This is a genomic window from Shinella sp. 838 (assembly GCF_029623935.1).
In the GTDB taxonomy this organism is placed as follows: domain Bacteria; phylum Pseudomonadota; class Alphaproteobacteria; order Rhizobiales; family Rhizobiaceae; genus Shinella.
In genome coordinates, this window is record NZ_JARSBQ010000003.1 from 148,323 (window position 1) to 171,621 (window position 23,299).

At 65.1% G+C, this 23,299-nt stretch carries 24 protein-coding genes; 5 read left to right on the forward strand and 19 right to left on the reverse strand.

Annotation, left to right across the window (positions count from 1 at the left end; translation table 11 throughout):
* The first annotated feature begins 61 nt into the window (after positions 1-61).
* Together P9A16_RS12255 and P9A16_RS12260 are read left to right on the forward strand one after the other, a co-directional pair.
* Positions 62-541, forward strand: coding sequence for an Lrp/AsnC family transcriptional regulator (locus tag P9A16_RS12255; protein ID WP_023513945.1), 480 nt, complete (start codon positions 62-64; stop codon positions 539-541).
* A gap of 110 nt (positions 542-651) precedes the next feature.
* Positions 652-1,476: an endonuclease/exonuclease/phosphatase family protein gene (locus P9A16_RS12260; protein WP_037405651.1), complete on the forward strand. Its 825-nt coding sequence runs from the start codon at positions 652-654 to the stop codon at positions 1,474-1,476.
* Here P9A16_RS12260 and P9A16_RS12265 read toward each other — a convergent pair.
* Positions 1,448-2,908, reverse strand: coding sequence for a phospholipase D-like domain-containing protein (locus tag P9A16_RS12265; RefSeq protein WP_023513947.1), 1,461 nt, complete (start codon positions 2,906-2,908; stop codon positions 1,448-1,450). The two genes, P9A16_RS12260 and P9A16_RS12265, sit on opposite strands and share 29 nt — an antisense overlap.
* 167 nt (positions 2,909-3,075) lie before the next feature.
* On the reverse strand, positions 3,076-4,134 hold the full coding sequence (locus P9A16_RS12270; RefSeq protein WP_023513948.1) for a succinylglutamate desuccinylase/aspartoacylase domain-containing protein: 1,059 nt from the start codon (positions 4,132-4,134) through the stop codon (positions 3,076-3,078).
* 155 nt (positions 4,135-4,289) lie between these two features.
* On the opposite strand from P9A16_RS12270, the gene P9A16_RS12275 reads away from it, so the two are divergent.
* Entirely contained in the window at positions 4,290-4,850 is a 561-nt protein-coding gene (locus tag P9A16_RS12275) for a methylated-DNA--[protein]-cysteine S-methyltransferase (RefSeq protein ID WP_278025712.1), read from the forward strand.
* A gap of 39 nt (positions 4,851-4,889) precedes the next feature.
* Here P9A16_RS12275 and cml read toward each other — a convergent pair whose 3' ends face one another.
* The 13 genes from cml to P9A16_RS12340 form a co-directional block, all read right to left on the reverse strand.
* Complete coding sequence (cml, locus tag P9A16_RS12280) at positions 4,890-6,077, reverse strand: CmlA/FloR family chloramphenicol efflux MFS transporter (protein WP_278025734.1); 1,188 nt, start codon at positions 6,075-6,077, stop codon at positions 4,890-4,892.
* Positions 6,078-6,218: 141 nt separating this feature from the next.
* Complete coding sequence (guaA, locus tag P9A16_RS12285; RefSeq protein ID WP_023512219.1) at positions 6,219-7,781, reverse strand: glutamine-hydrolyzing GMP synthase; 1,563 nt, start codon at positions 7,779-7,781, stop codon at positions 6,219-6,221.
* Positions 7,782-7,834: 53 nt separating this feature from the next.
* The gene (locus P9A16_RS12290) at positions 7,835-8,479 is read right to left on the reverse strand and encodes a 5'-methylthioadenosine/S-adenosylhomocysteine nucleosidase (protein WP_023512218.1); all 645 of its coding nucleotides are present in this window, start codon (positions 8,477-8,479) and stop codon (positions 7,835-7,837) included.
* A complete protein-coding gene (locus P9A16_RS12295) occupies positions 8,476-8,925 on the reverse strand; it encodes a PaaI family thioesterase (protein ID WP_023512217.1) in 450 nt (149 codons plus the stop codon). The genes P9A16_RS12290 and P9A16_RS12295 overlap by 4 nt, the downstream gene beginning before the upstream one ends.
* A 134-nt stretch (positions 8,926-9,059) precedes the next feature.
* On the reverse strand, positions 9,060-10,163 hold the full coding sequence (locus P9A16_RS12300; protein WP_023512216.1) for a DUF1513 domain-containing protein: 1,104 nt from the start codon (positions 10,161-10,163) through the stop codon (positions 9,060-9,062).
* Positions 10,163-11,293 carry an imelysin family protein gene (locus P9A16_RS12305; RefSeq protein WP_023512215.1) on the reverse strand — a complete coding sequence of 377 codons (1,131 nt, stop codon included), beginning with the start codon at positions 11,291-11,293 and terminating at the stop codon, positions 10,163-10,165. Before P9A16_RS12305 ends, P9A16_RS12300 begins: the two co-directional genes overlap by 1 nt.
* The gene (locus P9A16_RS12310) at positions 11,293-12,828 is read right to left on the reverse strand and encodes a di-heme oxidoreductase family protein (protein WP_023512214.1); all 1,536 of its coding nucleotides are present in this window, start codon (positions 12,826-12,828) and stop codon (positions 11,293-11,295) included. The genes P9A16_RS12305 and P9A16_RS12310 overlap by 1 nt, the downstream gene beginning before the upstream one ends.
* A 46-nt stretch (positions 12,829-12,874) precedes the next feature.
* On the reverse strand, positions 12,875-14,152 hold the full coding sequence (locus P9A16_RS12315) for an imelysin family protein (RefSeq protein WP_023512213.1): 1,278 nt from the start codon (positions 14,150-14,152) through the stop codon (positions 12,875-12,877).
* A 211-nt stretch (positions 14,153-14,363) separates the two neighbouring features.
* Positions 14,364-15,653 carry an RsmB/NOP family class I SAM-dependent RNA methyltransferase gene (locus tag P9A16_RS12320; RefSeq protein WP_024270236.1) on the reverse strand — a complete coding sequence of 430 codons (1,290 nt, stop codon included), beginning with the start codon at positions 15,651-15,653 and terminating at the stop codon, positions 14,364-14,366.
* 75 nt (positions 15,654-15,728) lie between these two features.
* Positions 15,729-16,088 (reverse strand): septal ring lytic transglycosylase RlpA family protein, encoded by a 360-nt coding sequence (locus tag P9A16_RS12325; protein ID WP_037405988.1) that lies wholly within the window; start codon positions 16,086-16,088, stop codon positions 15,729-15,731.
* A 364-nt stretch (positions 16,089-16,452) separates the two neighbouring features.
* Complete coding sequence (locus P9A16_RS12330; protein ID WP_023516758.1) at positions 16,453-17,328, reverse strand: SDR family NAD(P)-dependent oxidoreductase; 876 nt, start codon at positions 17,326-17,328, stop codon at positions 16,453-16,455.
* Positions 17,325-18,470 carry a tRNA epoxyqueuosine(34) reductase QueG gene (queG, locus tag P9A16_RS12335; RefSeq protein ID WP_023516759.1) on the reverse strand — a complete coding sequence of 382 codons (1,146 nt, stop codon included), beginning with the start codon at positions 18,468-18,470 and terminating at the stop codon, positions 17,325-17,327. The genes P9A16_RS12330 and queG overlap by 4 nt, the downstream gene beginning before the upstream one ends.
* A 10-nt stretch (positions 18,471-18,480) precedes the next feature.
* Positions 18,481-19,173 carry a glutathione S-transferase family protein gene (locus P9A16_RS12340; RefSeq protein ID WP_023516760.1) on the reverse strand — a complete coding sequence of 231 codons (693 nt, stop codon included), beginning with the start codon at positions 19,171-19,173 and terminating at the stop codon, positions 18,481-18,483.
* A 186-nt stretch (positions 19,174-19,359) separates the two neighbouring features.
* Here P9A16_RS12340 and P9A16_RS12345 point away from each other — a divergent pair, with 186 nt between their 5' ends.
* Complete coding sequence (locus P9A16_RS12345; protein ID WP_023515689.1) at positions 19,360-20,166, forward strand: undecaprenyl-diphosphate phosphatase; 807 nt, start codon at positions 19,360-19,362, stop codon at positions 20,164-20,166.
* Between the two features lie 90 nt (positions 20,167-20,256).
* A complete protein-coding gene (locus P9A16_RS12350) occupies positions 20,257-20,475 on the forward strand; it encodes a hypothetical protein (RefSeq protein ID WP_157255817.1) in 219 nt (72 codons plus the stop codon).
* A gap of 124 nt (positions 20,476-20,599) precedes the next feature.
* Here P9A16_RS12350 and P9A16_RS12355 read toward each other — a convergent pair whose 3' ends face one another.
* The 4 genes from P9A16_RS12355 to P9A16_RS12370 all read right to left on the reverse strand — a co-directional run bounded on the left by P9A16_RS12355 (position 20,600) and on the right by P9A16_RS12370 (position 23,292).
* On the reverse strand, positions 20,600-21,580 hold the full coding sequence (locus P9A16_RS12355; protein WP_023512751.1) for a complex I NDUFA9 subunit family protein: 981 nt from the start codon (positions 21,578-21,580) through the stop codon (positions 20,600-20,602).
* A gap of 120 nt (positions 21,581-21,700) precedes the next feature.
* On the reverse strand, positions 21,701-21,988 hold the full coding sequence (locus P9A16_RS12360) for a DUF1330 domain-containing protein (RefSeq protein WP_023512752.1): 288 nt from the start codon (positions 21,986-21,988) through the stop codon (positions 21,701-21,703).
* A 21-nt stretch (positions 21,989-22,009) separates the two neighbouring features.
* Complete coding sequence (gene pyrF / locus P9A16_RS12365; protein ID WP_023512753.1) at positions 22,010-22,708, reverse strand: orotidine-5'-phosphate decarboxylase; 699 nt, start codon at positions 22,706-22,708, stop codon at positions 22,010-22,012.
* 2 nt (positions 22,709-22,710) lie between these two features.
* Positions 22,711-23,292 carry a histidine phosphatase family protein gene (locus P9A16_RS12370; RefSeq protein WP_023512754.1) on the reverse strand — a complete coding sequence of 194 codons (582 nt, stop codon included), beginning with the start codon at positions 23,290-23,292 and terminating at the stop codon, positions 22,711-22,713.
* Positions 23,293-23,299 lie beyond the last annotated feature (7 nt).

Here is a 23,299-nt window from a genome sequence, read left to right on the forward strand (position 1 = left end):
AAGCTTTTGTCTTCTTGCTTTCCGTTGCTAGATTGGTGCAGGTTTTTGCGTGGAGCGGGACATGGGCAGGAAGCCGGACGATGAGCTGACGCTGGACCAGACGGATCGGCGCATCATCCGCCTGCTCGTCGAGGATGCGGGGCTCTCCAACAACCAGCTTGCCGAGAAGGTCGGCCTCTCGCCGGCCCCGCTGTCGCGACGGCTGGCGCGGCTGGAGGCGAGCGGCGTCATCCGCCACACGGTGATCGTCGATCCGCGCGCCGCCGGCATCGGTTTTCAGGCCTTTCTGGAGGTGACGCTGGAGCGCACGGCCCCGCGCGTCGGCGAGCGCTTCATCGATCTCGTGCGGCGCATGCCTGAAGTGGTGGAGTGCCACACGGTCGCCGGCGATTTCGATTTCCTCCTGAAGATCGCCGTGAAGGACGTCGCCGACTATCGTCGGCTGCTTTGGAGCGAGTTCGAGCGGATCGGCGAGATCAAGACGCTGCGTTCGACCATCCTGCTCGACAGCCCGAAAATGCAGGTGAGTGCGCTTCCCTAGCCATTTTCACGGAACCTTCTTGGTCGTGAAAGGTTGCCGATCAGGGCAAAGCGCCCATATGATGGAGGCGCCACAAGGAAGGACACGTGGACAAGAAACTGAACGACAAGATGATGTCGACCGCATTGCTGTCGGCCATCCGCAACCGCCGCGGCCATCGGCCGCCGGAAAACAATCGCCCCGGCGATACCGTGATCGCGTCCTACAACGTGCACAAGTGCGTGGGCGTCGATCGGCGCTTCGATCCGGAGCGCACGGCAAGCGTGATCGCCGAGATCGACGCCGACATCATTGCCATCCAGGAGGCGGACAAGCGTTTTGGTGAGCGCTCCGGCCTGCTCAATCTCGATGTCCTCGAACGGGACTGTGGTCTCCTTCCGGTGCCGATCACGGCGCTGTCGTCGACCGGCCATGGCTGGCACGGCAACATGATCCTGATCCGCAAGGGCGCCGTTGGCGGGGTGCGTCAGCTGAAGCTGCCGGGCGTCGAGCCGCGCGGTGCGCTGGTCGTGACGCTCGACCTGCCGGTGGGCAAGCTGCGGTTGGTCGCCGCCCATTTCGGTCTCCTGAAACGCTCGCGCGAGCAGCAGGCCATGGCGATCCTCGCGTCCGTCGCAGAGGAGGAGGAGATGCCAACCCTGCTCGTCGGCGACCTGAATGAATGGCGCATCGGCCGTAGGTCCTCGCTCTCGCGCCTGCAGCCGACCTTCGACCCCGCGTCCGGCGCGGTGCCGAGCTTTCCTTCCCGTTTTCCGGTCCTCGCGCTCGACCGCGCGCTCGGCCATCCGCACGATCTCGTCACGTCCGTCGAGGTGCACGACACACCGCTTGCGCGCGTTGCGTCCGATCACCTGCCGATCAAGGCGCATATCGACCTCAAGGTCGTCTGGGAGCGCTCGTTCGACCCTACAGATAGGGTGAGCCAAGCCATGTGATGCGCTCGACGAGGCGCTGGGCGAAGGGACGCGCCCGGAGCTCATCGAGCTTGACCTCCTCGGCTTCGGACAGGGCGGCGGCGATGCGCTGGCCGATGAGATCGGCGAAGTCCGCATCGATCACCTCGATATCCACCTCGAAATTCAGCCGCAGCGAGCGCGGGTCGATGTTCGACGAGCCGATATAGGACCAGGCGCCGTCGATGACCGTGAGCTTGGAATGGTTGAACGCGCCGGAGGCCCGCCAGATTCGGCAGCCGTGTTTCAGCATCTGGTCGAATTGCGCCGTCATGGCGAGATCGACGAGCTTCAGGTTGTTGGCCGATGGTACGACGATGTCGATTTCCACACCGCGCCGCGCCGCCGTGACGATCGCGCTGATCAGCTCGCGGTCCGGCAGGAAATAGGGCGACATGATGCGGATGTGCCGCTTGGCGATAGAGAGCGCGCCCATCAGCATGCGGTGGTTGGTTTCAAGGCTCTTGTCCGGGCCTGACGGTACGACGCGGGCGAGCATGCCGCTTTCCGGTGCGTCCGGCGGCGGGGCGATCTGCCAGGCCTCGCCCGCCAGCTCGTCGCCGCCGGAAAAGCGCCAGTCCTCATAGGCGATGCGGAAAAGATCGCTGACGGCAGGGCCGGTCAGGCGGAAATGCGTGTCGAGCGCTGCCGCCTCGCCGGAGAATTCGGCGCAGAAGCCGGCGCGGATGTTGAGCCCGCCGGTAAAGGCGACGCTGCCGTCGACGATGAGGATCTTGCGGTGGGTGCGCAGGTTCGCATAGGGCAGCCGCAGGCCCATGACGATATTGCCGTTGAAAACGTCCACAGGCACGTTCGCCCGCTGCAGGTCGGAGACGATCGACGGGATCGAATAGCGCGCGCCGACCGCATCGATCAGCACGCGCACCTGTACGCCGCGCGCAACCGCGCCCGACAGTGCGGCAACGAAACGCTCGCCGGCGGGATCGCGGTCGAAGATGTAGGTTTCGAGCAGGATGGAGCGTTCGGCGGTGGCGATCGCGGCCAGCATGGCTGCATAGGCCTCGTCGCCGGTCGACAGCAGGTGGATGCGGTTGCCGGATGTCAGCTTGCAGCGGCCAACCGTATCGCCAAGGTGCTGCATGGCGGCGAGGGCCCGACCGTAGGCCACCTGCATATAGGCATTGGAAACGTCATATTCCGCCATATGGTGCCAGCCGGCGGCAAGCAGTCCCTCGCGGCTGAGATTCAGCGTCTTGCGCCGGATGCGGTTCACTCCGCCGATGGCGTAGATGAGCGGGCCGACGACCGGCGACAGCATGATGACACCGACCCAGCCGATCGCCGCACGTACCTCTTCCTTCGTCATCGTGGCATGGATGGCGGCGGGCACGCCGAGAACGATCGACAGGGCGACGAGGATGTGCGGCCAATAGGCGGAGAGCGTCTCAAACATGATGCGTGCGGATCATCCCAAGGCGGCTTCGTCTTCGCGTGTGCAGATGTCACACCCGCTTGCGGCGGTTGCGCGTCACGCTGGTCTCGCACCTATATATTGCTTCGGGTGAGGTGATTGCGAGGGGCGGGACCCGCCCTTCGCAGGTTTCTTTCCGGGCCTGCGGTTCAGTCCTCCAGCGTGCCAGGCTTGCGGTTCCTGCGGGTCGCCTCGTGGCAGGCGATCTTCATAAGGTCGTCGCCGCGCCGCGCATAGCGGGCGGAGCTGCGGGTGGCGATCAGCCCGTCGTGGCCGGCGGTCACCGCCAGCGTGCCATCCTGCGCGCCGGGCCGGGTAATCAGCGTCGCAACCAGATCGCCGGCTTTTACCGTCTCGCCGATATCGCGGTGGAAGAGCACGGTGCCGGGCTCCGGCGCCCGTACCATCTCGATATTGTCGAGCGGCACGGCGGAGCCGGCATAGGCTTCCGCTGCGTGGGTGGGATCTGCGACGACGCCGCGGCCGGCAAGGAAGCGCCACAGGCCAGCCGCATCCGCCTTCGCCATGTCGGGATAGACGTCGCGCTTGCCGCGCAGCTCCACGGTCACCGAGAGGCGGCCGGGCACGCTGCTCAGCTTTTCTCCGCCCTGGCGTTTGAAGGCGTAGCCGACCGCCTCCTCGAAGGCGGTGCTCTCGCCATCGGAAAGGAACACGGCTGCCATGTCGAGCGTCGCCGCGAGATCGGCTGCCTCCGGCCAGAAGGCCTCGTCGATATAGGCGTATTGCAGGGATTCGTCGTCGCAGTGCAGGTCCAGCACGAGGTCTGCGTCGAGCGCGGTGTGCAGCAGCGTACGCTTCAGGCGGTCGACGGCGCTGCGGCGGTCGATATCCTCGAGCAGCGTCTCCCGCTCGCCAAGCGCCACCAGCGGAAAGTCACGGTTGAAGTTGGTGCGCGTGCCGAGATCGAACCGGCCTTCCATCTCGCCGAAATGCGATTGCGCAAGACCGATCGGATTGGCCTGCGGGATGACGGTGATGTTGCCGCGGATCGCTCCGTCTTCCTCTGCCTTGCGCAGCCGCTCCAGGAGAAAGTGCAGGAGCGCGGTGCCCGGCAGTTCGTTGGCATGCAGGGCGGCCTGGATATAGACGGAGGGCGCCGCGGCATCGTTGCCCTTGAAGCGGTAAACGGGAATGCGCCATTCGATACCTGCCGTATCGCCGCCGATGATGATCTGCGAATGTTCCACGTCGTCTCCTCGCTGCTTCGCTTTTGGGAACGGGTTATGCGAATTGGCGCAGACGGGCGCAAGTCCCCGGTGACAAACCCGCCGTCGCGCAGGAAACGGGTTGAAAGCAGTCGGGCAAAGCCCGATCTTGTGACAAACGGGAACAGGAGCCGCATATGACCGGCAAAACCCACTATCTGATCTTCGACACCGCGGGTGGCCCCTGTGGTATTGCCTGGACCGCGTCCGGCGTCGTGCGCTTCCAGCTTCCGGGCGCGGATGCGGATACGACGCGCCGCTTGCTTCTGCGCCATCTGCCTGAGGCGGAAGCGGCCGAGCCGCCATCGGCCGTCGCCGGGGCGATTGCCGCCGCGCGGCACTATTTTGCCGGCGAGGAAGCGGATTTTTCCGACGTGCCGCTCGATCTTGCCGGCCAGAGCGATTTCTTCCTCGCGGTCTACGATGCCGCCCGCCGGGTGCATTGGGGCGAGACGACGACCTACGGCGCGCTTGCCCGCGAACTCGGCGCCGGGCCGGAAGCCGCGCGTGAGGTCGGTCAGGCCATGGCGAAGAACTCGGTCGCGCTCATCATCCCCTGCCACCGCGTTCTTGCCGCGGGCGGCAAGGTCGGTGGCTTTTCTGCACCGGGCGGTTCGGTGTCCAAGCTGAAGATGCTGGCGCTCGAAGGGGTTTCCTTTGCCCCACCGGAGCCGGCGCAGCAATCCTTCGGGTTCTGAGCACGGGCCAGCAACGCTCGCCCGTGCTCATTTCAGGCGTCAGGCCGCCCGGTTTTTCAAGCGGGCATGGACGCCAAGCGTGATCGTGGCCATTGAGGTGGCATAGCCGACCAGGGGCCAGGCCGTCGTGCCATCGAGCAGGATGACGAAGGCGGTGCCTGCGAGGCCGGTGATCAGGCTCTGGACGCAGAAATGCAGGGCAACCGCCGTGCCCGCCGTCTTGCCAAAGGCTCGGAGCGCACCATTGGCGGCGACCGAGGCCGTCAGCACGATACCGACGGCCATCACCCACACGGGCGGCAGGACGGTCCAGAAGGACGGTGCCGCCAGCATCTGCCCGAGCGCCAGCAGGCCGGCACCGGCCAGCAGCAAGGTCATGCCGCGCACCATGCAGCCGGGGATACCCCAGCGGCCGACAATACCCTCCGCAAACCGGGCCGTCGCGATCATCACCAGCGCCGCGCTGGCAAAGGCCAGGCTGAAGCCGAACTCGGAAAATCCGGCTTCATCCATCAGGATACGCGGCGCCGTCGAAAAGAAGACGAAGAACGTTCCCATGGCGGCGCTGAAGGCGAGCGTGTAAGTCCAGAAGGCGCCGCTTGCCAGCACGGGGCGGAAGGCGCGTGCCTGTGCCATCGCCGCGGCTGGCCGGGTTTCATGCCATTGCGGCAACGCCCAGAGCAGCATGATCACGGCGGGAATGCCGAGCGCGACGAAGAGTGCCCGCCAGCCGAAGGCACCCGCGATGAGGGCGCCGGCAATCGGCCCGAGGGCGGGAACGAAGGCTAGCATGGCGTTCATCAGGCCGTAGATGACGGCGTTTTCCGGCCGCTCGGCATAGACGTCGCGAATCGTGGCGAAGAGTGCCACCAGCGCCGCCGAAGCGCCCACCGCCTGCAGCAGCCTGAGCGACAGGAAGAGAGGCGCGGAGGTGGTTGCCGCAAGGCCGAAGGAGGCCGCAGCGAAGATTGCCGCCCCTGCAATCAGCACCGGCCGCCGGCCGATCCGGTCGGAAAGCGGGCCGAAGAGCACCTGCCCGACGCCGAGCACGATCATGTAGACCGTCAACGTCAGCTGCACCATTTCCGGCGTCGTGTGCAGGATCGCGGGCATGGCGGGCACCACCGGCAGGTAGATGTCCATGCCGAGCGAGGCAAGAATGTTGAAGGGGGCCAGCAGCAGGAGTGCCGCCGGAAGGCTTTTGGTCCACGGGCATGGATCTTGAATACGTATGACTGTTCATCCGCTAAATGAAAACATTCGGCGGCGTCTGCGCTGTCGAAAAAGATGCGTCAGCAGAACGCCGCAACAACCAGGGTGTCGTTGCGGCCTACTTCACTGCTGTCTTGGATCCCCGCATGCGGTCTCCTATTCCCACTCGATCGTGCCCGGCGGCTTCGACGTCACGTCGTAGACGACACGGTTGATGCCACGCACCTCGTTGATGATACGGGTGGCGGCGCGGCCGAGGAAGTTCATGTCGTAGTGGTAGAAATCGGCGGTCATGCCGTCGACCGACGTGACGGCGCGCAGCGCGCAGACGAACTCGTAGGTGCGCCCGTCGCCCATCACACCGACGGTCTGGACCGGAAGCAGAACGGCGAAGGCCTGCCAGATCTTGTCGTAGAGGCCTGCCTTGCGGATCTCGTCGAGATAGATGGCGTCGGCTTCGCGCAGGATCTCCAGCTTGTCGCGGGTGATGCCGCCCGGGCAACGGATGGCAAGGCCCGGCCCCGGGAAGGGGTGGCGGCCGATGAAGCTATCGGGCAGGCCCAGTTCGCGGCCGAGCACGCGCACCTCGTCCTTGAAGAGTTCGCGCAGCGGCTCGACGAGCTTCATGTTCATACGGTCGGGCAGGCCGCCGACATTGTGGTGCGACTTGATGGTGACCGAAGGACCGCCGGTGAAGGAGACGCTTTCGATGACGTCGGGGTAAAGCGTGCCCTGGGCGAGGAATTCCGCGCCGCCGAGCTTCTTGGCTTCGTCCTCGAACACTTCGATGAACAGGCGGCCGATGATCTTGCGCTTGGTCTCCGGGTCGGAAACGCCTTCCAGTTCGCCGACGAAGCGATCGACGGCGTCGACATGGATGAGGTGCAGATTGTAATGCTCGCGGAACATGGCGACAACGTCGGCCGCCTCGTTCTTGCGCATCAGGCCGTGGTCGACAAGGATGCAGGTGAGCTGCGCGCCGACGGCCTCATGGATGAGGAGCGCCGCGACGGAACTGTCGACGCCGCCCGAAAGCGCGCAGATGACGCGCTTGTCGCCGACCTGCTCGCGGATTGCCTCGACGGCTCGTGCGCGATAGGCGGACATCGACCAGTCGCCCTTGATGCCGGCGATCTTGTGCACGAAGTTGGAGAGCAGCTTCGCGCCGTCGGGCGTGTGCACCACTTCCGGATGGAACATCGTCGTGTAGTAGCGCTTCGCCTCGTCGACGCAGATGGCGAAGGGGGCGTTTTCGGAAACGCCGATGATCTCGAAACCCTCGGGCGCGACGGTGACGCGGTCGCCGTGGCTCATCCAGACCGGATATTTTTGGCCAACTTCCCAGAAACCCTCGAAAAGCGGGCTCGACTTCAGGATCTCGACATCGGCGCGGCCGAATTCGCGGGCGTGCCCGCCCTCGACGGTGCCGCCGAGCTGCGTGGCGAGCGTCTGCTGGCCATAGCAGATGCCGAGGATCGGCAGGCCCGAATCGAAGACGACCTGCGGTGCGCGCGGGCTGCCCTGGTCGAGGACCGATGCCGGGCCACCGGAGAAGATGATCGCCTTCGGCTGCATGCGGTGGAAGGCTTCTTCCGCCGACTGGAAGGGAATGATCTCGCAATAGACGCCTGCTTCGCGCACGCGCCGCCCGATGAGCTGGGTCACCTGGCTGCCGAAATCGATGATGAGAACGCTGTCGGGATGAGCTGTCTGGGTCATGGCGAGCCTTTAATGAAAATCCTGTCGCCGCGCAACGGGGAAATGCCGGATTTTCAGCCCTTCAGCACGACGGTCCCGTCGGCGATGGCCGCTTCCAGCCGGTCGACGGCCTCGGCGAGCTTCTCGTCGATGACGTGGAGATACTCCGTCCAGTCGCCGATATGGCTGAGTTCGGCCTTGCCGTCGGATATGCCGCGCAGGCCGACCAGCTTGACGCCGAAGGCCTGGCAGGCGCGCAGTTCCGCAAAGGTCTCCATCTCCACCATGTCCGCGTCGATATCGGCATAGGCGGTGCCGGAGACGATGTTGGCGCCGGTCGAAAGCCGTGCCTCGGATATGCCCGGAATGCGTACGGGAAGCTGCACTTCCACCGGCAGGTCGAGGAAGGGCGTCGCGCCGCGGGTGAAGCCCAGCGGCGAGGCATCCATGTCACGATAGGAGACGGAGGTCGCCTGGTAGACCCCGGTCTGCTCCAGCACCGCCGATCCGGCCGAGCCCAGCGAGACGACGAGATCAGGAAGATCGCCCTCCGCTTCCAGGTGGCAGAGCGCGAGCGTCAGCTGTACAGCGGCTTCCACCGGTCCGACACCCGTCATGAAGGGCGTGAAGCGGGTTTTCAGGTGGGGGCCGTATTCAGCATCGACGGCCATCACATAGAGGATGCGGTGCGGGCCGACGGTCTTGAGGGAAACGCTCATCCGGCAATGTCCTCGCGCCCGCGCACCACCATCATCGTGCCCGTCATCGAGGCGATGAGCTTTGCCGGGCCGTCCGAGATGGCATAGCCGCGCCCGTCGGCGACGATGATGTTGGAGCCCGGCTTGGTGACCTCGCCGCGGAAGAGGAAGCGCTCGCCGCGCCCCGGCGACATGAGGTTGACCTTGAACTCGATGGTGAGGATCGCGGCATCCGCGTCGATCACCGAATAGGCGGCATAGCCGCAGGCGGTGTCGAGCGCGGCGGAGATGACGCCGGCATGGAGAAAGCCGTGCTGCTGCGTCAGCTTCTCGTCGAAGGGCAGCTCGATTTCCACCGTGCCATGCTCGATACGGGTGAGCTCGGCGCCGATGAGCCGCATTGCCGGCTGCCGGGCGAAGCTTCGGGTGATGCGATCGGCGAAATCGGCCGGTGGAAAATCGGTCATGGTGCACACAGGTCTGCCGGCGTGCCGGCGGGATTGGCGAAGATGGCCGAACGTTTGCACGGGGCATGCTGCACTGCAAGCGCCTTTCCGTTCCCAGGGAAGATTGCGGCGCCCATGACCGCCCTGGGGCACGGTTAGCGGCGCGGCATCAGGCTGGCAATATGCTGGTCCCAGGCGACAGCCTCCCGGCTGCCTGCGAAGCGGCCGTCATAGGAGGAGACAGCAAAGCCCTGCGGCGCTGCGGCGATGCCCGCGGCGTCGGCGACCGTTTCCTCCCGCAGCACCTGGCCGCTTTTGGTCTCCAGAACGACAAAACGTCCGCCATTCGGCGAGGTGAGGCCGACAAGGCCTTCGCGCCGGTTGACGGCGATGGCGCCGACATAATTGGCAAGGCCGATCGTGGTTTCCTCCGGCAGCGAGAGGAAGGTCAGGTCTTCCCCTCGGCCGAAATGGCCGACGAGCGGCGGCAGGTCGTCGCGCGGCCCCTCATACTGGCAGGCGAACCAGATACGTCCCGTGACGTCGAGGTCGATATGGCGGGTGGAAAGCTGGCGCAGCTTTTCCGGCAGCGCATGACGCTCGACAAGCGCGCCCGACGTGGCGTCGATCAGGGCGAGCGAGGGCTCCATGTGGTCGAGGTTCAGCTTGGTGCGGCCGAAATCCGGATGGGTTTCGATACCGCCGTTCGCGGCGATCAGCAGGCGGCCGTCATCGCTGACGGAGAGATCGTGCGTGCCGATACCGTAGGTCGAATATTCTCCGATGCGGCGGTAGCCGTCGCCGGCATCATAGAGGCCGATCACGCCGCGATTGGCGTCGAAGTCGTTCTCGCTGGCATAAAGGATCCTGCCGTCCGGGGAAAAGCAGCCGTGGCCGAAGAAGTGCCGGTCCTCGGCAGCGGCGATGGTCACGGGTGCAGCCCGGCCGTTGCGGTCGGCGATCAGGGCGAAGGTTCCGGGGCGCCGCGCAAAGGCGACGAGATGGCCGGTTGTGGGTGAAAAGGCCATGCCGTGGCTGCGGGCCGGCAGCGGCGTCCTGTCGATGAGCGTGCCGTCTTCAGCCAGGACTGCGATGCCGAAGCTTCCATCGCGTTCCATATAGCCGGAGGCGAAAACGGCGTCGGTCTGCGACAGTGCGAAGGACGGTCGAGGTCCAAGCGCCGCAACCCAGGCGGCACCCGCCATGCGCAGGAAGGCGCGACGGTCGACAAGCGTGCTTGCGGCGCCCGCGGCCCGCATCAGTCGCCGTCCGCGAAGGAGAAGCCGGCGCCGAGCCCGATTGCCCCGCCATATTCGGTGTTGAGGCGCAGGATGAGGTCACGCGTGTTGACGAGGAGGAAAGCGATCTTCTCTTGTTCCTCCGGCGTCGAGACGGCCTTTTCGATGTCGGGATCGATGGTCGGTGCAACGCGGTGCAGTGATTTCAGCACGAAATCGATATTGCCGGCGATGGACATGAAATTGGGATCGATGAGGTCGGCCATGCCGGATGTGTCGAACAGCGCCTGCAGGCCTTCGATATTGGCGTTGATCGAGGTCCAGGTGTTGCCCGAGCGCCAGAAGACCGCCGATTTCGGCCGCGCCGTGCCGCCATTGCGGTAGAAGGTCTCGATGCGCTGGTCGCGCACCGCCTCCGCCCCGTGCACGAGAATGCCGAGGAGGGCGGTGACCGCCTCCTTGCCGGTGCGGAACACCGGGTTCTGCGGGCCGGGATGTTTCCAGTCCTGCTGCACACCGCCGGGGGCGTCCCACGCGGCAACGAGCTGGCCGGCCGTCGTCTCGATGTGGCGGGCGACGGCGGCGGCATAGCGGCAGCGGAAACCGTTCGGTGCTTGCATCAGGGTTTCCGCGCCGGTGCCGTAGAGCGCGAATTCGAGCGCGCCAAAACCCTGGATCGCAACGCTCTTGCCGGCCATGGCCGCTGCGTTCGTATCGGCTTCGTCGGCTTTTTGCAGCAGGGCCTGCACCTGTTTCAGGCCGGTGCTCTTGCGGTCGGGATAGAAGAGGATGCGCTCGAAGCGGTTGTCGTCGATGACGGGGCCGATACGGACGATTTCGATGCGGCCCCAGTCGGCGACCGCCTGCCGGAAGGCATCGTCGACGGCTGTCCGGCTGCCTTCGGAGGGCGCCTTGCAGAAGGCGGCGGTTGTTTCGGCGAGCATGCCGGCGGATGCCTGGAAACGACGGTAGCCAGGACGGATGACCTCGTCGACCGCGCGCGTCATGACGCCGACCACGCTCTCGTCCGTCAGCGCGGGCGGCACGGGCGCCTCGCCCTCCTGTGCCAGCGCCGGCAGGGTGGCGGAAAGCATCGCGAAGGCCGTGAGAACGGCGGGAAAGCGAAAGAAGGGACGGGGCCGGCTTGGCATCAGAGGCTCTCCAGGAAGGTCAGAAGGGCGTCGCGGTCCTGTTTTTCCAGCGCGGCGAAGCGGTCTCGGGCCGCCTGAGCCTCCCCGCCGTGCCACAGAATGGCCTCGGTGAGGTTGCGGGCGCGCCCGTCATGCAGGAAGAACGTATGACCGTTGACGGTTTTTGTAAGGCCGATACCCCACAGCGGTGGCGTGCGCCATTCCCGCCCGGTCGCCACGCCGACCGCCTGTCCGTCCGCAAGGCCTTCGCCCATGTCGTGCAGCAGGAAATCGGAATAGGGCCAGATGAGCTGGAAGGCATGGGCCTTGTTGCCGGCATCGCGCCGGGTGACGAATTTCGGCTGGTGGCAGCGTGTGCAGCCCGTCTCGTAGAAGACGCGCTTGCCGTTCAGCGTTTCGGCGAAACTTGCCTTGCGCCGGGCCGGCACGGCAAGGTTCTCCACGTAGAAGGTGACGAGGTCCATCACCGGTGGCGGTGCCTCGGCATCGCCAAGCCGCGTCTGCACGCCATTCGGACGTTCCAGGCAGGCGGTCTGGGCAGGCGTACAGTCGCCCTGGTGCAGTGGCACTTCCGGCGTCGAAAGGCCGATGTCGAAGGCGAAGGCGTCGGCGCTCTGCTGGCGCACGGTGGCCGATTGCGCCTTCCAGCCGAAGCGGCCGAGCGCCTTCTTGCCCGTTGCCGGATCGATGGCGACGGCGGCCTTGCCGCTGATGCCGTCGCCATCCGCGTCGTCGGGGTCGGCAAGGGCGAGGATGTCTGCTTCGTGGATTGCCTGGATAAGGCCAAGGCCGAGCATCGGCTGGGTGACGCGCGGAGAAAGCGTCGTCGTCGCGTCGAGATCGCCATATGCGAGACCGGCGACGGAATATCTTGGGCGGCGCAGCGTGACGACCTCACCTCCGGCAAGCGTTACCGGCTCCTCGGTATAGTCGATCACCATGCGGCCCTCGGCCTTGAGGCCGGGTATGGCGAGATCCTGGAGTTGCCGGCCATAGATCGGGTCCGGCAGGCTCATCTCGCGCAAATCTTTCAGCGCCGTCTCGTCCTCCGGCGTCCTGGCCGCACGGGCGAGCCGCAGGAACATCGATGTCGCCTCGGCGGCGCCTTCCGGCGGATGGCCACGGCCGTCCTTGATGTGGCAGGTCTGGCAGGAGCGCGCATTGTAGAGCGGCCCGAGCCCGTCGGAGGCCTGGGTGGAGGAGGGTGAGGAGACCCAGAGTTTCTGGAAGAGCGCGTTGCCGAGTTTGAACGTCTCTTCTTCCTCGAAGGTGATGTTCTCGGAAAAGTGGGAGAAGCTGTTGATGTTGACCGATGCGAGCGAGGTCGCCGCCCCGCCGGACATCGCCTCATATTGCTCGGCCTTGGAAAAATCCGTCGCGAGCGCCGTCACCGCGGCGACGCGCTTGCGATCCTTTTCGGAGAGATCGTCGCGCCCACGGTCGGTGGAATGCGCATTTCCCAGAACGAAAACGCCCGCCGCGACGGAAATCGCGGCAGAGACCGCGAGCAGGCGACGGGCGGGGCGTTCTGTCATTGCTGGGATCGGGCCGCCGTCTCGTGGGGAGGCGGCCCGCCTTCTATCATTGGAAGACAGCGTTAGGATTATCCAGGCTGTCTGAGCCTTCAAGCTCGATCTTGCCGAGGTCCAGCGACCCGATGACGCGCTCGATCGTCTTGGTCTGGTCGATCAGGCTGTCGACGGCGGTCTGGACGACCTTGTTGCCCTCCGCGTTGCCTTCGCCGATCATCTGGTCATAGGCTTCGCCACCTTCCGCACGGTCCACCAGCGCCTTGAAGGCGGTATGGCTGGCGTCGAGCTTGGCCTTCATCTCGGTGTCGAGCGCGGCGTCCTTCTCGGCGACGAGTTCGGAGAGCGACGGGCCGGTCAGCTTCGACCCGTCCGGGCGGGTATATTCGCCCGTATAGACCGTCTGGATGCCGACGACGTCGTAGTAGTGCGAGTTGTGCGTGTTGTCGGAGAAGCAATCGTGCTCTTCTTCCGGATCGTGCAGCAGGAGGCCGAGCTTCATGCGTTCGCCGGCCAGTTCGCCATAGGAAAGCGAGCCCATGCCGGTCAGCATGGCGGTGATGCCGGCCTTCGGATCTGACGTCACGTTCTTGGTGGCGTCGCCGTCGGCGGCCCAGGCCTTCACCATTTCTTCGAGGTCGGTGACCAGCAGCGAGGAGGCGGCCTTCAGGTAAGCGGCGCGGCGGTCGCAGTTGCCGTTGGTGCAGGCGGCCTTGTCATAGTCCGTCGCCGGGCGGTTGCCGGCCCCCTTGCCGGTCCCGTTGAGGTCCTGGCCCCACAGCAGGAATTCGATGGCGTGGTAACCGGTCGCGACGTTGGCTTCCACTTCGCCCGCCTCGTGCAGTTCCTGCAGGACCGCCGGCGTGATGGTGGCGGCGTCGATCGTCTTGCCGCCGATCTCCAGCTTCGGGTTGGCGATGACATTGCCGACGAAGAGTGCGTTCTCGTCGCTTTCCGTGCCGTAGCTGGCATCGACATAGTCGATCAGACCTTCGTCGAGCGGCCAGGCGTTGACCTTGCCTTCCCAGTCGTCGACCAGCGGGTTTCCGAAGCGGTAGGCTTCCGTCTGCTGGTAGGGCACGCGGGATTTCAGCCACGCCTCGCGCGCGGCCTTCAGCGTTTCGTCGCTCGGCTTGGCGATGAGGGCGTCGACCGCCGCGTCGAGTGCCTTTGCGGCGTCGAGCGAGTCGGAGAATTTGGCATGCGCGATTTCAGCATAGTGCTTGACGATCGCCGCCGGGTCGGCCGCCGCATGGGCGGAGCCAATGGCAAGCCCCGAAGTCGCGGCAGCGAGCGCAAAGGCGGCCGTGCGGAGGAAGAAAGTGGTCATGACGTCTCCTGGTGTCCTGTTCGATGTGTCCCCCGACACCGGACGTCACGGCTTGCCTCCCTTGGCCGCCGCCGCCCGGATGGTCCGGCGTACCGCCGGGCCCGGGATTATTCAGGCATTGCTGTCATGGACCAAATAAAAACTGGTGTCAAAGTGTATAGTTTAGAACGGTTTCAAGCTGTTCCGGCACATTTGACAGAGCGCAATCGCCTCAGGCCCTACGGCCCATCGCGCAGAAGAAGAAACCGTCCGTATCGGTCGAGGCCGGCGTCAGGGTGACGGTCTTGCCGTCGCGTGACCACGGCTGGGGCTTCTCAGCACCGAACAGCGCCTTCCAGGTGTCGGTCGCGGACAGGATCTCGAAATCCGGATTGGCTGCGCAGAAGCCGTGAACCTGCTCCTCGTTCTCTTGCGGCAGGATCGAACAGGTCACATAGAGCAGGAAGCCACCCGGACGCACGAAGGCGCTGGCATTGGCGAGCGCTTCCTGCTGCTGGGTGAGGCGCTCCTCGAGGTTCTTTTCGGTAAGGCGCCATTTGGTGTCCGGCCGGCGCCGCCAGGTGCCGGTGCCCGTGCAGGGGGCATCGACCAGCACGCGGTCGAAGCGGCCGTTCAGCGGCGAGAGGCTGGAAATGCTCTCGTGGACCTGCACGTTTCGGGTGCCGGCGCGCTTCAGCCGTTCGATGATCGGGGCGAGGCGCTTGCGGTCGGTGTCGTAGGCGTGGACCTGGCCCTTGTTATGCATGGCGGCCGCCATGGCGAGCGTCTTTCCGCCGCCGCCGGCGCAAAAGTCCAGTACCTGCTCGCCCTCCTGCGGGACGACGAGATCGGCGACGATCTGCGAACCTTCGTCCTGCACCTCGAACCAGCCCTTCTGGAAGGCGAGGTCCGCGGTGACGTTCGGCAGGCGCGAGGGGCCTTCGCCCGCGGGAATGCGGATGCCCTCGCGGGCGATAGTAGAGGCGACGGCGGCGTTGCGTTCCAGTGCCTTCAGCACCTTGTCGCGGCCGGCCTTCAGCGTGTTGGCGCGCAGGTCCAGCGTCGGCCGTCCGGCAAGCGCTTTCGCTTCCGCCAGCCATGCTTCGCCGAAATTGGCCTCGAAGGCGGGCTGGATCCATTCGGGAATGTCGCCCTGCACATGCGGCGCGGCGTCGTCGAGATTGCGGGTGCGCAAAGCGGCGAGCTTCTCGTCTGAAAAGGCTTCGGGCGCAAAGCGGTCGCCGTCGAACTCGGCGGCAAGCGCCTCGGGGGCGAGGCCCCACTGGCGCAGCAGTACAGCATAGCCGAGTGCGGCGGGGCTGTCATCGTCCATGAGATAGGCGTGCGACAGTTTCATGCGCAGCGCGTCATAGACGATATTGCCGATCGCGGCGCGGTCGCCGGAACCGGCGAACCGGTGGGAAAGGCCCCAGTCCTTGAGCGCATCGGCGACGGGGCGCCGCCGCGTCTCGATATCCGTCAGAACCTCGATGGCTCCCGAGAGCCGCCCACCCAATCGCATCCGCATACTCCGTTTTGCGTCGTGGTAGCGGCGGAATGCGCGAAGGGCAAGCCGGGAGCCGCAGAATAGCGGTCGTCAGCCGATGACTTCGTAACAGATCTTGGCGTGGCCGGAGCGGATCATGCCGATGTTGGAGGCGGCAGCCTTGGAGAGGTCGAGCACCCGGCCGCGGATGAACGGACCGCGATCATTGATGCGTACCACGACACTCTTGCCGTTGTTGGCGTTGGTGACCTTCACCTTGGTGCCGAAGCGCAGGCTGCGATGGGCGGCCGTCATGAGGTTCGGGTTCATGCGCTCACCGGAGGCGGTGCGCGAGTGCAGCGCATACCAGGAGGCGCGACCGCAACCGGCGGCCTGAGCCTCCGAGAACGTAACGAAGGATGAAGAGGCGGCAACGAGCGAAGCAAGCGCGAGGCTGGAGAGCTTGAGCATCATGTATCGGATGACCTTCCGGGAAAGTTGTGAATTTCCACTGTGTTGATCGCCGTATGAGGAAGCAAAAATGGCAAAAACGTGCCTCAACCCGCCGCAATTGCTGTCGGGGGCCGGCAGGATATACAGTCCATCGCCAGCGATGGAGTTTTAATCTTCGTTAACGTGACAGGAAAGAGTCTTGCGAATCAGTCACTAAACTGGATCGACTTGCGGACTGGAATAGTCATCCGGTAATCGCGCAAATTTTCGGAAAAAACTTTCAATATTAGCAATTTGTGCGCAGGAATTCGGCGGCAAAAATGAGGCAGATAAATTCAAGGTTGTGCAAAATCGCAAAAGCCGGCCGGCAAGGCACGACCTCTCAGCCTCGCCAGCGGCCAGACGCGTGGAGTTCGGCGAGCGACTGGCGGTAGTCCGGGAAGCGGAATTCGAAGCCGGCAGCGCGCAGCCTGGCATTCGAGACGCGCTTGTTCTCCCCATAGAAAGACCGTGCCATGGGGGAAAGTTCCGCCGCCTCGAAAGGAATATCCGGCGGCACCGGCAGGCCCATCAGCCGGGCAGCTTCCGCCACCACGTCCTGTGGCGGGCCGGGCTCGTTGTCGGTGATGTTCCAGACGCCGCCAAGGGATTTCTCCGCGAGGAAGAGAGCCGAGCGGCCGATATCCTCGACGCGGATGCGGTTGAACACCTGGTCCTTCTTGACGAGGCGCCGTGCGGTGCCCTCGTCCATGTTGCGCAGCGCGTTTCGGCCCGGGCCGTAGATGCCGGCAAGGCGCAATACGGCGACGGGCAGGTCCGAGATCCTGCCGAAGTCGAGCCAGTGGTTCTCCGCACTCACCCGCTCGATGGAGCGGGCGGAAACCGGGTTCAGCGCGGTGTCCTCGTCCACCCAGCCGCCCTTGTGGTCGCCGTAGACGCCGACGGTGGAAAGATAGCCGGCCCAGACAAGCTTCGGCATCAGGGCAGAGAGGGAGGGCATGCCCGCGCGGAACAGCGGATCGCCATCCTTGCCGGGCGCGATGGACTGCACGACATGGGTGGCGCGTGCCATATCGGCGGCGAGGGCTTCGGGAACCGGGCCACCGTCATAGAGGATCGGTGCGATGCCGAGCGCGCGAAGGTCGTCCGCCTTCTCCGCCGAGCGCGTCGTGCCGGAAACGGAAAAGCCGGCCGCCTTGAAGGTCTGGCCGATGGCCTTGCCGGAAAAACCGGCACCGAGGATCAGGAGGTGCGTCATCGACAGTCTGCCTTCGCTCTTTCATATTCCGCGCGCACATCCGCGTCCGCGTCGTCCGTCCTTCCTGCCGCAAATTTCCCGAATTCGGAAGCCGTCATCAGCCGGGAAAGCGCCCATGCGGCCATGCCACGCACCACGGCTGACGCATCGTCGGCAAGGCGGATGCATTCGGCAATCAGGCTGCGGTCGCCGGAATTGCCGGCGGCAATCAGCACGTTGCGGATGAAGCGGTCGCGGCCGATGCGCTTGACCGGCGAGCCGGAGAAATGCGCACGAAAGCCGGCATCGTCGAAGGTCAGAAGATCGGCAATCGCCGGGGCCTTCAAATCCTCGCGGGCGATGAGCTTCATCTGCGAAGCGGCAGCGGCGAACTTGTTCCAGGGGCAGGCGGCAAGACAATCGTCACAGCCATAGATGCGGTTGCCGATCCTTTCGCGGATGTCCGGGTCGATCGGTCCCTTGTGCTCGATGGTGAGGTAGGAGATGCAGCGCCGCGCATCGAGCTTGTACGGTGCCGGGAAGGCGTCGGTCGGACAGGCGTCGAGACAGGCGCGGCAGGAGCCACAATGGTCGCGCTCCGGTTCGTCGCGGACAAGCTCGGCCGTGGTGAAGAGGCTGCCGAGGAAGAGCCAGGAGCCGTGCGTGCGGCTGACGAGATTGGTGTGTTTTCCCTGCCAACCGAGCCCGGCGGCGGCCGCGAGCGGCTTTTCCATCACGGGAGCCGTATCGACGAAAACCTTCACATCCACCCCGCCGCGGGCGGCAAAGCGTGTCGCCACTTCCTTCAGCTTGCCCTTGATGAGGTCGTGATAGTCGCGGTTCTGTGCATAGACGGAGATCGCCGCCCGATCCGGCATGGCGAGCACGGCGCGCGGATCGTGCGCCGGGCCGTAGTTCATGCCGAAGAGAACGACGGAGCGCACTTCACTCCACAGGACGCGCGGATCGGCCCGTCGCGCCTCGGTCTCCGCCATCCAATCCATGGTGCCGTGATAGCCGGCGGCAAGGAAATCAGCGAGCCGGGGCGGCGCCTCCGGAATGGAATCGGGGCCGGTGATGCGGCAGAGGTCGAACCCCTTGTCCGCCGCTTCCGTCTTGAGGAAGTCGGTCAGGCGGCGCCGGATCCTGTCGTCGCCCGACATCGTCTCGTCCTCAGAAATCGAGGTCCGCGTAGTGCGAAACCGGGGTGACGCCGCGCACGCGCTCGGCGAGCAGCGGGCGGAAGGAGGGGCGGGATTTCAGCCGCTGGTACCATTCCTTGGCCTGCGGTGCATCCGTCCAGTTGATCTCGCCCATATAGTCGAGCACGGAAAGACAGGCCGCCGCGGCAAGGTCGGCATAGGAGAGGCGGTCGCCGGCAAGATAGGTGCGCGAGCCCGCGAGCCAGGAGAGATACTTCATGTGCTGGCGGATATTGGCGCGCGAATTGCGCAGGATCTTGCTGTCCGGCGGGCCGCCGCCCTGGTCCGGTGTCATCTGCAGCTTGAAGATGCGCTCGCGCACCAGCGGGCGCGTCACGTCCTGCTCCATCTTCTGCAGGAACCACTCCGTCAGGCGGCGGATTTCCGCGCGCTGGAACGGGTCTTCGGCGAGCAGCCGGCGGTCGCGCTTCAGAACGCCATGCGTCTCGTCGAGATATTCGGAGATGATGCTCGCGCCACAGAGCGCCCGCATGCTGTCGTCGACATAGACGGGCAGCGTACCGGCCGGGTTGAGGGCGAGGAAATCACGCCGGTTCTCCCAGGGCTGCTCCTCGGCAAGCTCCGTCTGAAACCCGTATTCCGCCAGGATGAGGCGGACGAAGCGGGAGGCGGCGGACATCGGGTGATGGTAGAGTGTGGGCATCAGGCTGCTTTGCTGGTCTTGCGGAAGGGGCTGTGGCCGGGTCGAGCGCGCATGCGGGCTGATTTGACCATGGCTGATTTGACGAACCTATAGAAATTTGGTGGTACAAACACAAGCGAATCGGGCTTTTTGCCGTATGTCCGCTTCATTTCGTGGCTTTCTTCCCCTTTTCCCCAAGGAACCTACATGGCAGACCAGTCCATTGTCAGCGCCCTCATTCTCGGATTGATCGAGGGCCTGACCGAATTCATCCCGGTATCCTCCACCGGTCATATCCTGCTTGCCGGGCACTTTCTTGGCTTCAAGTCGCCGGGCAACACCTTCGCCGTGCTCATTCAGCTGGGTGCGATCCTCGCCATCCTCTCGGTTTATGCGGCGAAGCTGCTGAAGATCGCCTTCGCGCTGCCGTCGAGCCCGGAGGCGCGCCGTTTCGTCATCAGCGTGCTCATTGCCTTCCTGCCGGCGGCCGTCATCGGCGCGCTGGCGCATGACTTCATCAAGACGGTGCTGTTCGAAACGCCCATGCTGATCTGCATCGTGCTGATCGTCGGCGGCGTCATCCTCTATGTAATCGACCGCCTGCCGCTGCAGCCGCGTTATACGGATGCCATGCAGTATCCGCCATCGCTGGCCTTCAAGATCGGCCTCTGCCAGTGCCTTGCCATGATCCCCGGCACCTCGCGCTCGGGCGCGACGATCGCCGGCGCCTTGCTGATGGGCACGGACAAGCGTTCGGCGGCAGAATTCTCGTTCTTCCTCGCCATGCCTACCATGGTCGGCGCCTTCACGCTGGACCTCTACAAGAACCGCGATGCGCTCTCGTCCGATGATCTTCTCGTCATCGGTGTCGGCTTTGCCGCAGCTTTCGTGGCGGGTCTCTTCGTCGTGCGCTCGCTGCTCGACTTCGTGTCGCGCCGCGGCTTCACGCTGTTCGCCATCTGGCGCATCGTCGTGGGAACACTGGGCCTGATCGGCCTTCTGATCTTTGGATGAATGTTCTTGGCCGGCTCTCGAGCCGGCCGGCCTTACTTGACCGAGGCGGTCGTGCAGGGATCGACGCCGTAGGCCGGCGAACAGCCATGCTTGCCGGCGGAGACCGTCGACGGCGCGGCAAAGGATCCGGCCACGATGATCAGAGCCGAAAATCCGAAGAAGATTGCAATTGCCTTGCCCATTGCGCCGAAAGCCTCTCAAAGTCCTGAAAATACGCCGCAGAACTGTCATCAGTACGACGCGACGGGGGCGGTGTTTATTCGCTGGCCCGAAGACAATCAATATCGCGACATGCTGAATCGCGCGTAAATGCCGCAGCGATTTTTTTAACCGCTGCATAAGTGCAACAGCCAGCCCAAAGCGCTTTCACAAAACGCGACCGGCCGCCGCGGGAAAGCCCCTGCGGCGGCCGGCTTCGTTCACGAAAAATGGCTCAGGCCGTACGGTCGATCCGCGTGAACTGGCCCTGCGGGCGGTAGCGCACGAGGTAGCTCGGCAGGATCGCTTCGGCAAGAATGGGCTCGATGCCGATCGCTTCCAGCGTGCGGCCTTCATTGCGGGCCGCATCCGAGACGATGTTGTCGGACCGCAGCAGCGTCACCTGGTCGGCCGTCAGCGGCGGCTTGATGAAGGGCACCAGCGACGCGACGGAGCCCATCAGCGAGGCGATGCCGAAGGGCAGCGAGACGAGCGGGTTCTTGCGGTCGACGATGCGCAGCATCAGCTCGAGACACTGGCGGAAGGTCAGCACTTCCGGGCCACCGAGTTCGTAGACGCGGCCGCGCTCGATCGTGCCGTCCACCGAGCGGGCGACGGCTTCCGCGACGTCGGCGACATAGACCGGCTGGAACTTCGTATGGCCGCCGCCGATCAGCGGCAGGACGGGTGCATAGCGCGCCATGGTGGCGAACTTGTTGAAGAAGCCGTCTTCCGGGCCAAAGACGATGGAGGGGCGCAGGATGACGGCGTCGGGAACGGTGCGCAGAACCGCCGCTTCGCCGCGGGCCTTGGTGCGGGCATAGGACGAGCCGGAAGCCTCGTCGGCGCCGATCGCGGAAATGTGCGTCAGCTTGGCGCCGATGGCGCGGGTCGCCTCGGCGACGGCGCGGGCGCCAAAATCCTGCACGGCGTCAAAGTTGTTGCGGCCGCTCTCGAAGAGGATGCCGACGCAGTTGATGACGTGGTCGGAGCCTTCGACGGCGCGATCGACCGACTGGCGATAGCGCAGGTTCGCCTGCACGAAGGAGATCTGGCCGACGCCGCCGATAGGCTGGAGGAAGCCGGCGAGATCCGGCCGGCGCACGGCGACGCGGATGCGGTAGCCGCGACGCGCCAGCGCGCGCACCACATGACGTCCGACGAAGCCCGAGCCGCCGAAAACGGTGACGAGCGGCGGAAGGTTGGACAAGGTCATGAGGCTGCTCCTGAAGAACATTGTAGGTAGGTAGCGCCTACATAGCCCAAACCGTTCGCAAGGTGAAGCGCGGCGAAGCGTCTCTAGCGCCGGGTTTTTCCGCGGTCTGGATCGGTCGGCTCAAAAGCCTTCGACAACCACCATTTCCGCATCCGCCACTTCCTGGCGGATGGCCGCGGCGATCTGGTATTCCGGCGAATTGTAACAGTCGACGGCCGCCTGCAGCGAGGGGAACTCGATGATCACGTTGCGCGCACGCACGCGACCTTCCAGCCGTTCGAAGGCGCCGCCGCGGGCAATGAAATTCGCGCCGTACTTTTCGAAGGCCGGCTTGGCGGCGGCAACGTAGTCCTTGTAGCGCTCGGTGTCGCGCACGTCGACCTGTGCGATCCAGTAGCCCTTGGGCATGTCTCTCTCCCTCTTTGGTGTTTATGCTGTGAGCGCGCCGTCCATTTCGGCAAGGATCGCCTTGGCTGCGGCGAGCGGATCGACCGCGTTGACGATCGGACGGGCGACGACGAGATGGCTGGAGCCGGCCTTCAGCGCATCGGAAGGCGTCATGACGCGCTTCTGGTCGCCCAGATCGGCCCCCGCCGGGCGGATGCCGGGCGTGACGATCGCCATGTCCGGGCCGACGATCTTGCGCACGGCTTTGGACTCTTCCGCAGAACAGACAATGCCGCCCATGCCGGCGATGCGGGCCTGTTCGGCGCGGCGCAGCACCAGCGTATGCGGATCGTATTCGTAGCCGGCATCGATGACATCCTTGGCGTCCATCGAGGTCAACACCGTGACGCCGAGGAGGCAGAGGTCGGAACCCTTCGCCGCGGAAACGGCGGCGGCCATAGCCTTCGGATAGGCGTGCAGCGTCAGCATGGACATGCCCATCTTCACGATGTTCTCGACGCCCTTGGCCACCGTGTTGTCGATGTCGAGCAGCTTCATGTCGAGGAAGACCTTCTTGCCGTCCTTGGCGAGGTCGCGGGCGAATTCCAGGCCGCCGGCGAAGACGAGCTGGTAGCCGATCTTGTAGAAGAGGGTGGTGCTGCCGAGTGTCCGGACCACCTTTTCCGCCTCCGCGATGGTCGGAACATCGAGGCCAACGATCAGGCGGTCGCGCGCGGACATGGTCAAAACCCTTTCCAAGATTCCATTGGCGTCCACTCGCATGCGACGGCCCGGTCCGCAAGCCGGAATGCGAAAAGATTGCCGCCGCCTGCCGGCTGGTCGCCATCCCGGCGGATGGGCGTGCCTTTGAGGTGGCATTTCAGCAGCGTGCCGACGCCGCCATGGCCGACAAAGGCGATGGGAACGTTCTGATCATGCCCAGCCAGCGCACGCTCGATGGCGCCAACGATGCGCGCCTGCGCATCCACCGCGCGCTCCCAGCCGCGAAAACTCGTCTCTGGATGGGCGAAGAACGCGTCTGCCGCCGCTTCGAAGGCATCGGGCGCGAGGTAGCCTGTGGCGGTACGGTCGTTCTCGCCCATGGCGTGGTCGGTCTCGATGGCAAGGCGGCCGCCGGCAAGAATCTCCGCCGTCTCGATCGCCTTGCGCTCGCCGCTTGCCACGAAGCGGCCGATCTGTCGCGCCCAGCCGGCGGAGGCTGCGAGCAGCGCTCGCTCGCGGCCGCGCTCGGACAAGCCCCAGTCGGGCACCGGCACGGCCGGGTCGATGGCGACCTGCGGATGGGTGATGTAGAGCGCGAACATTGCCGCC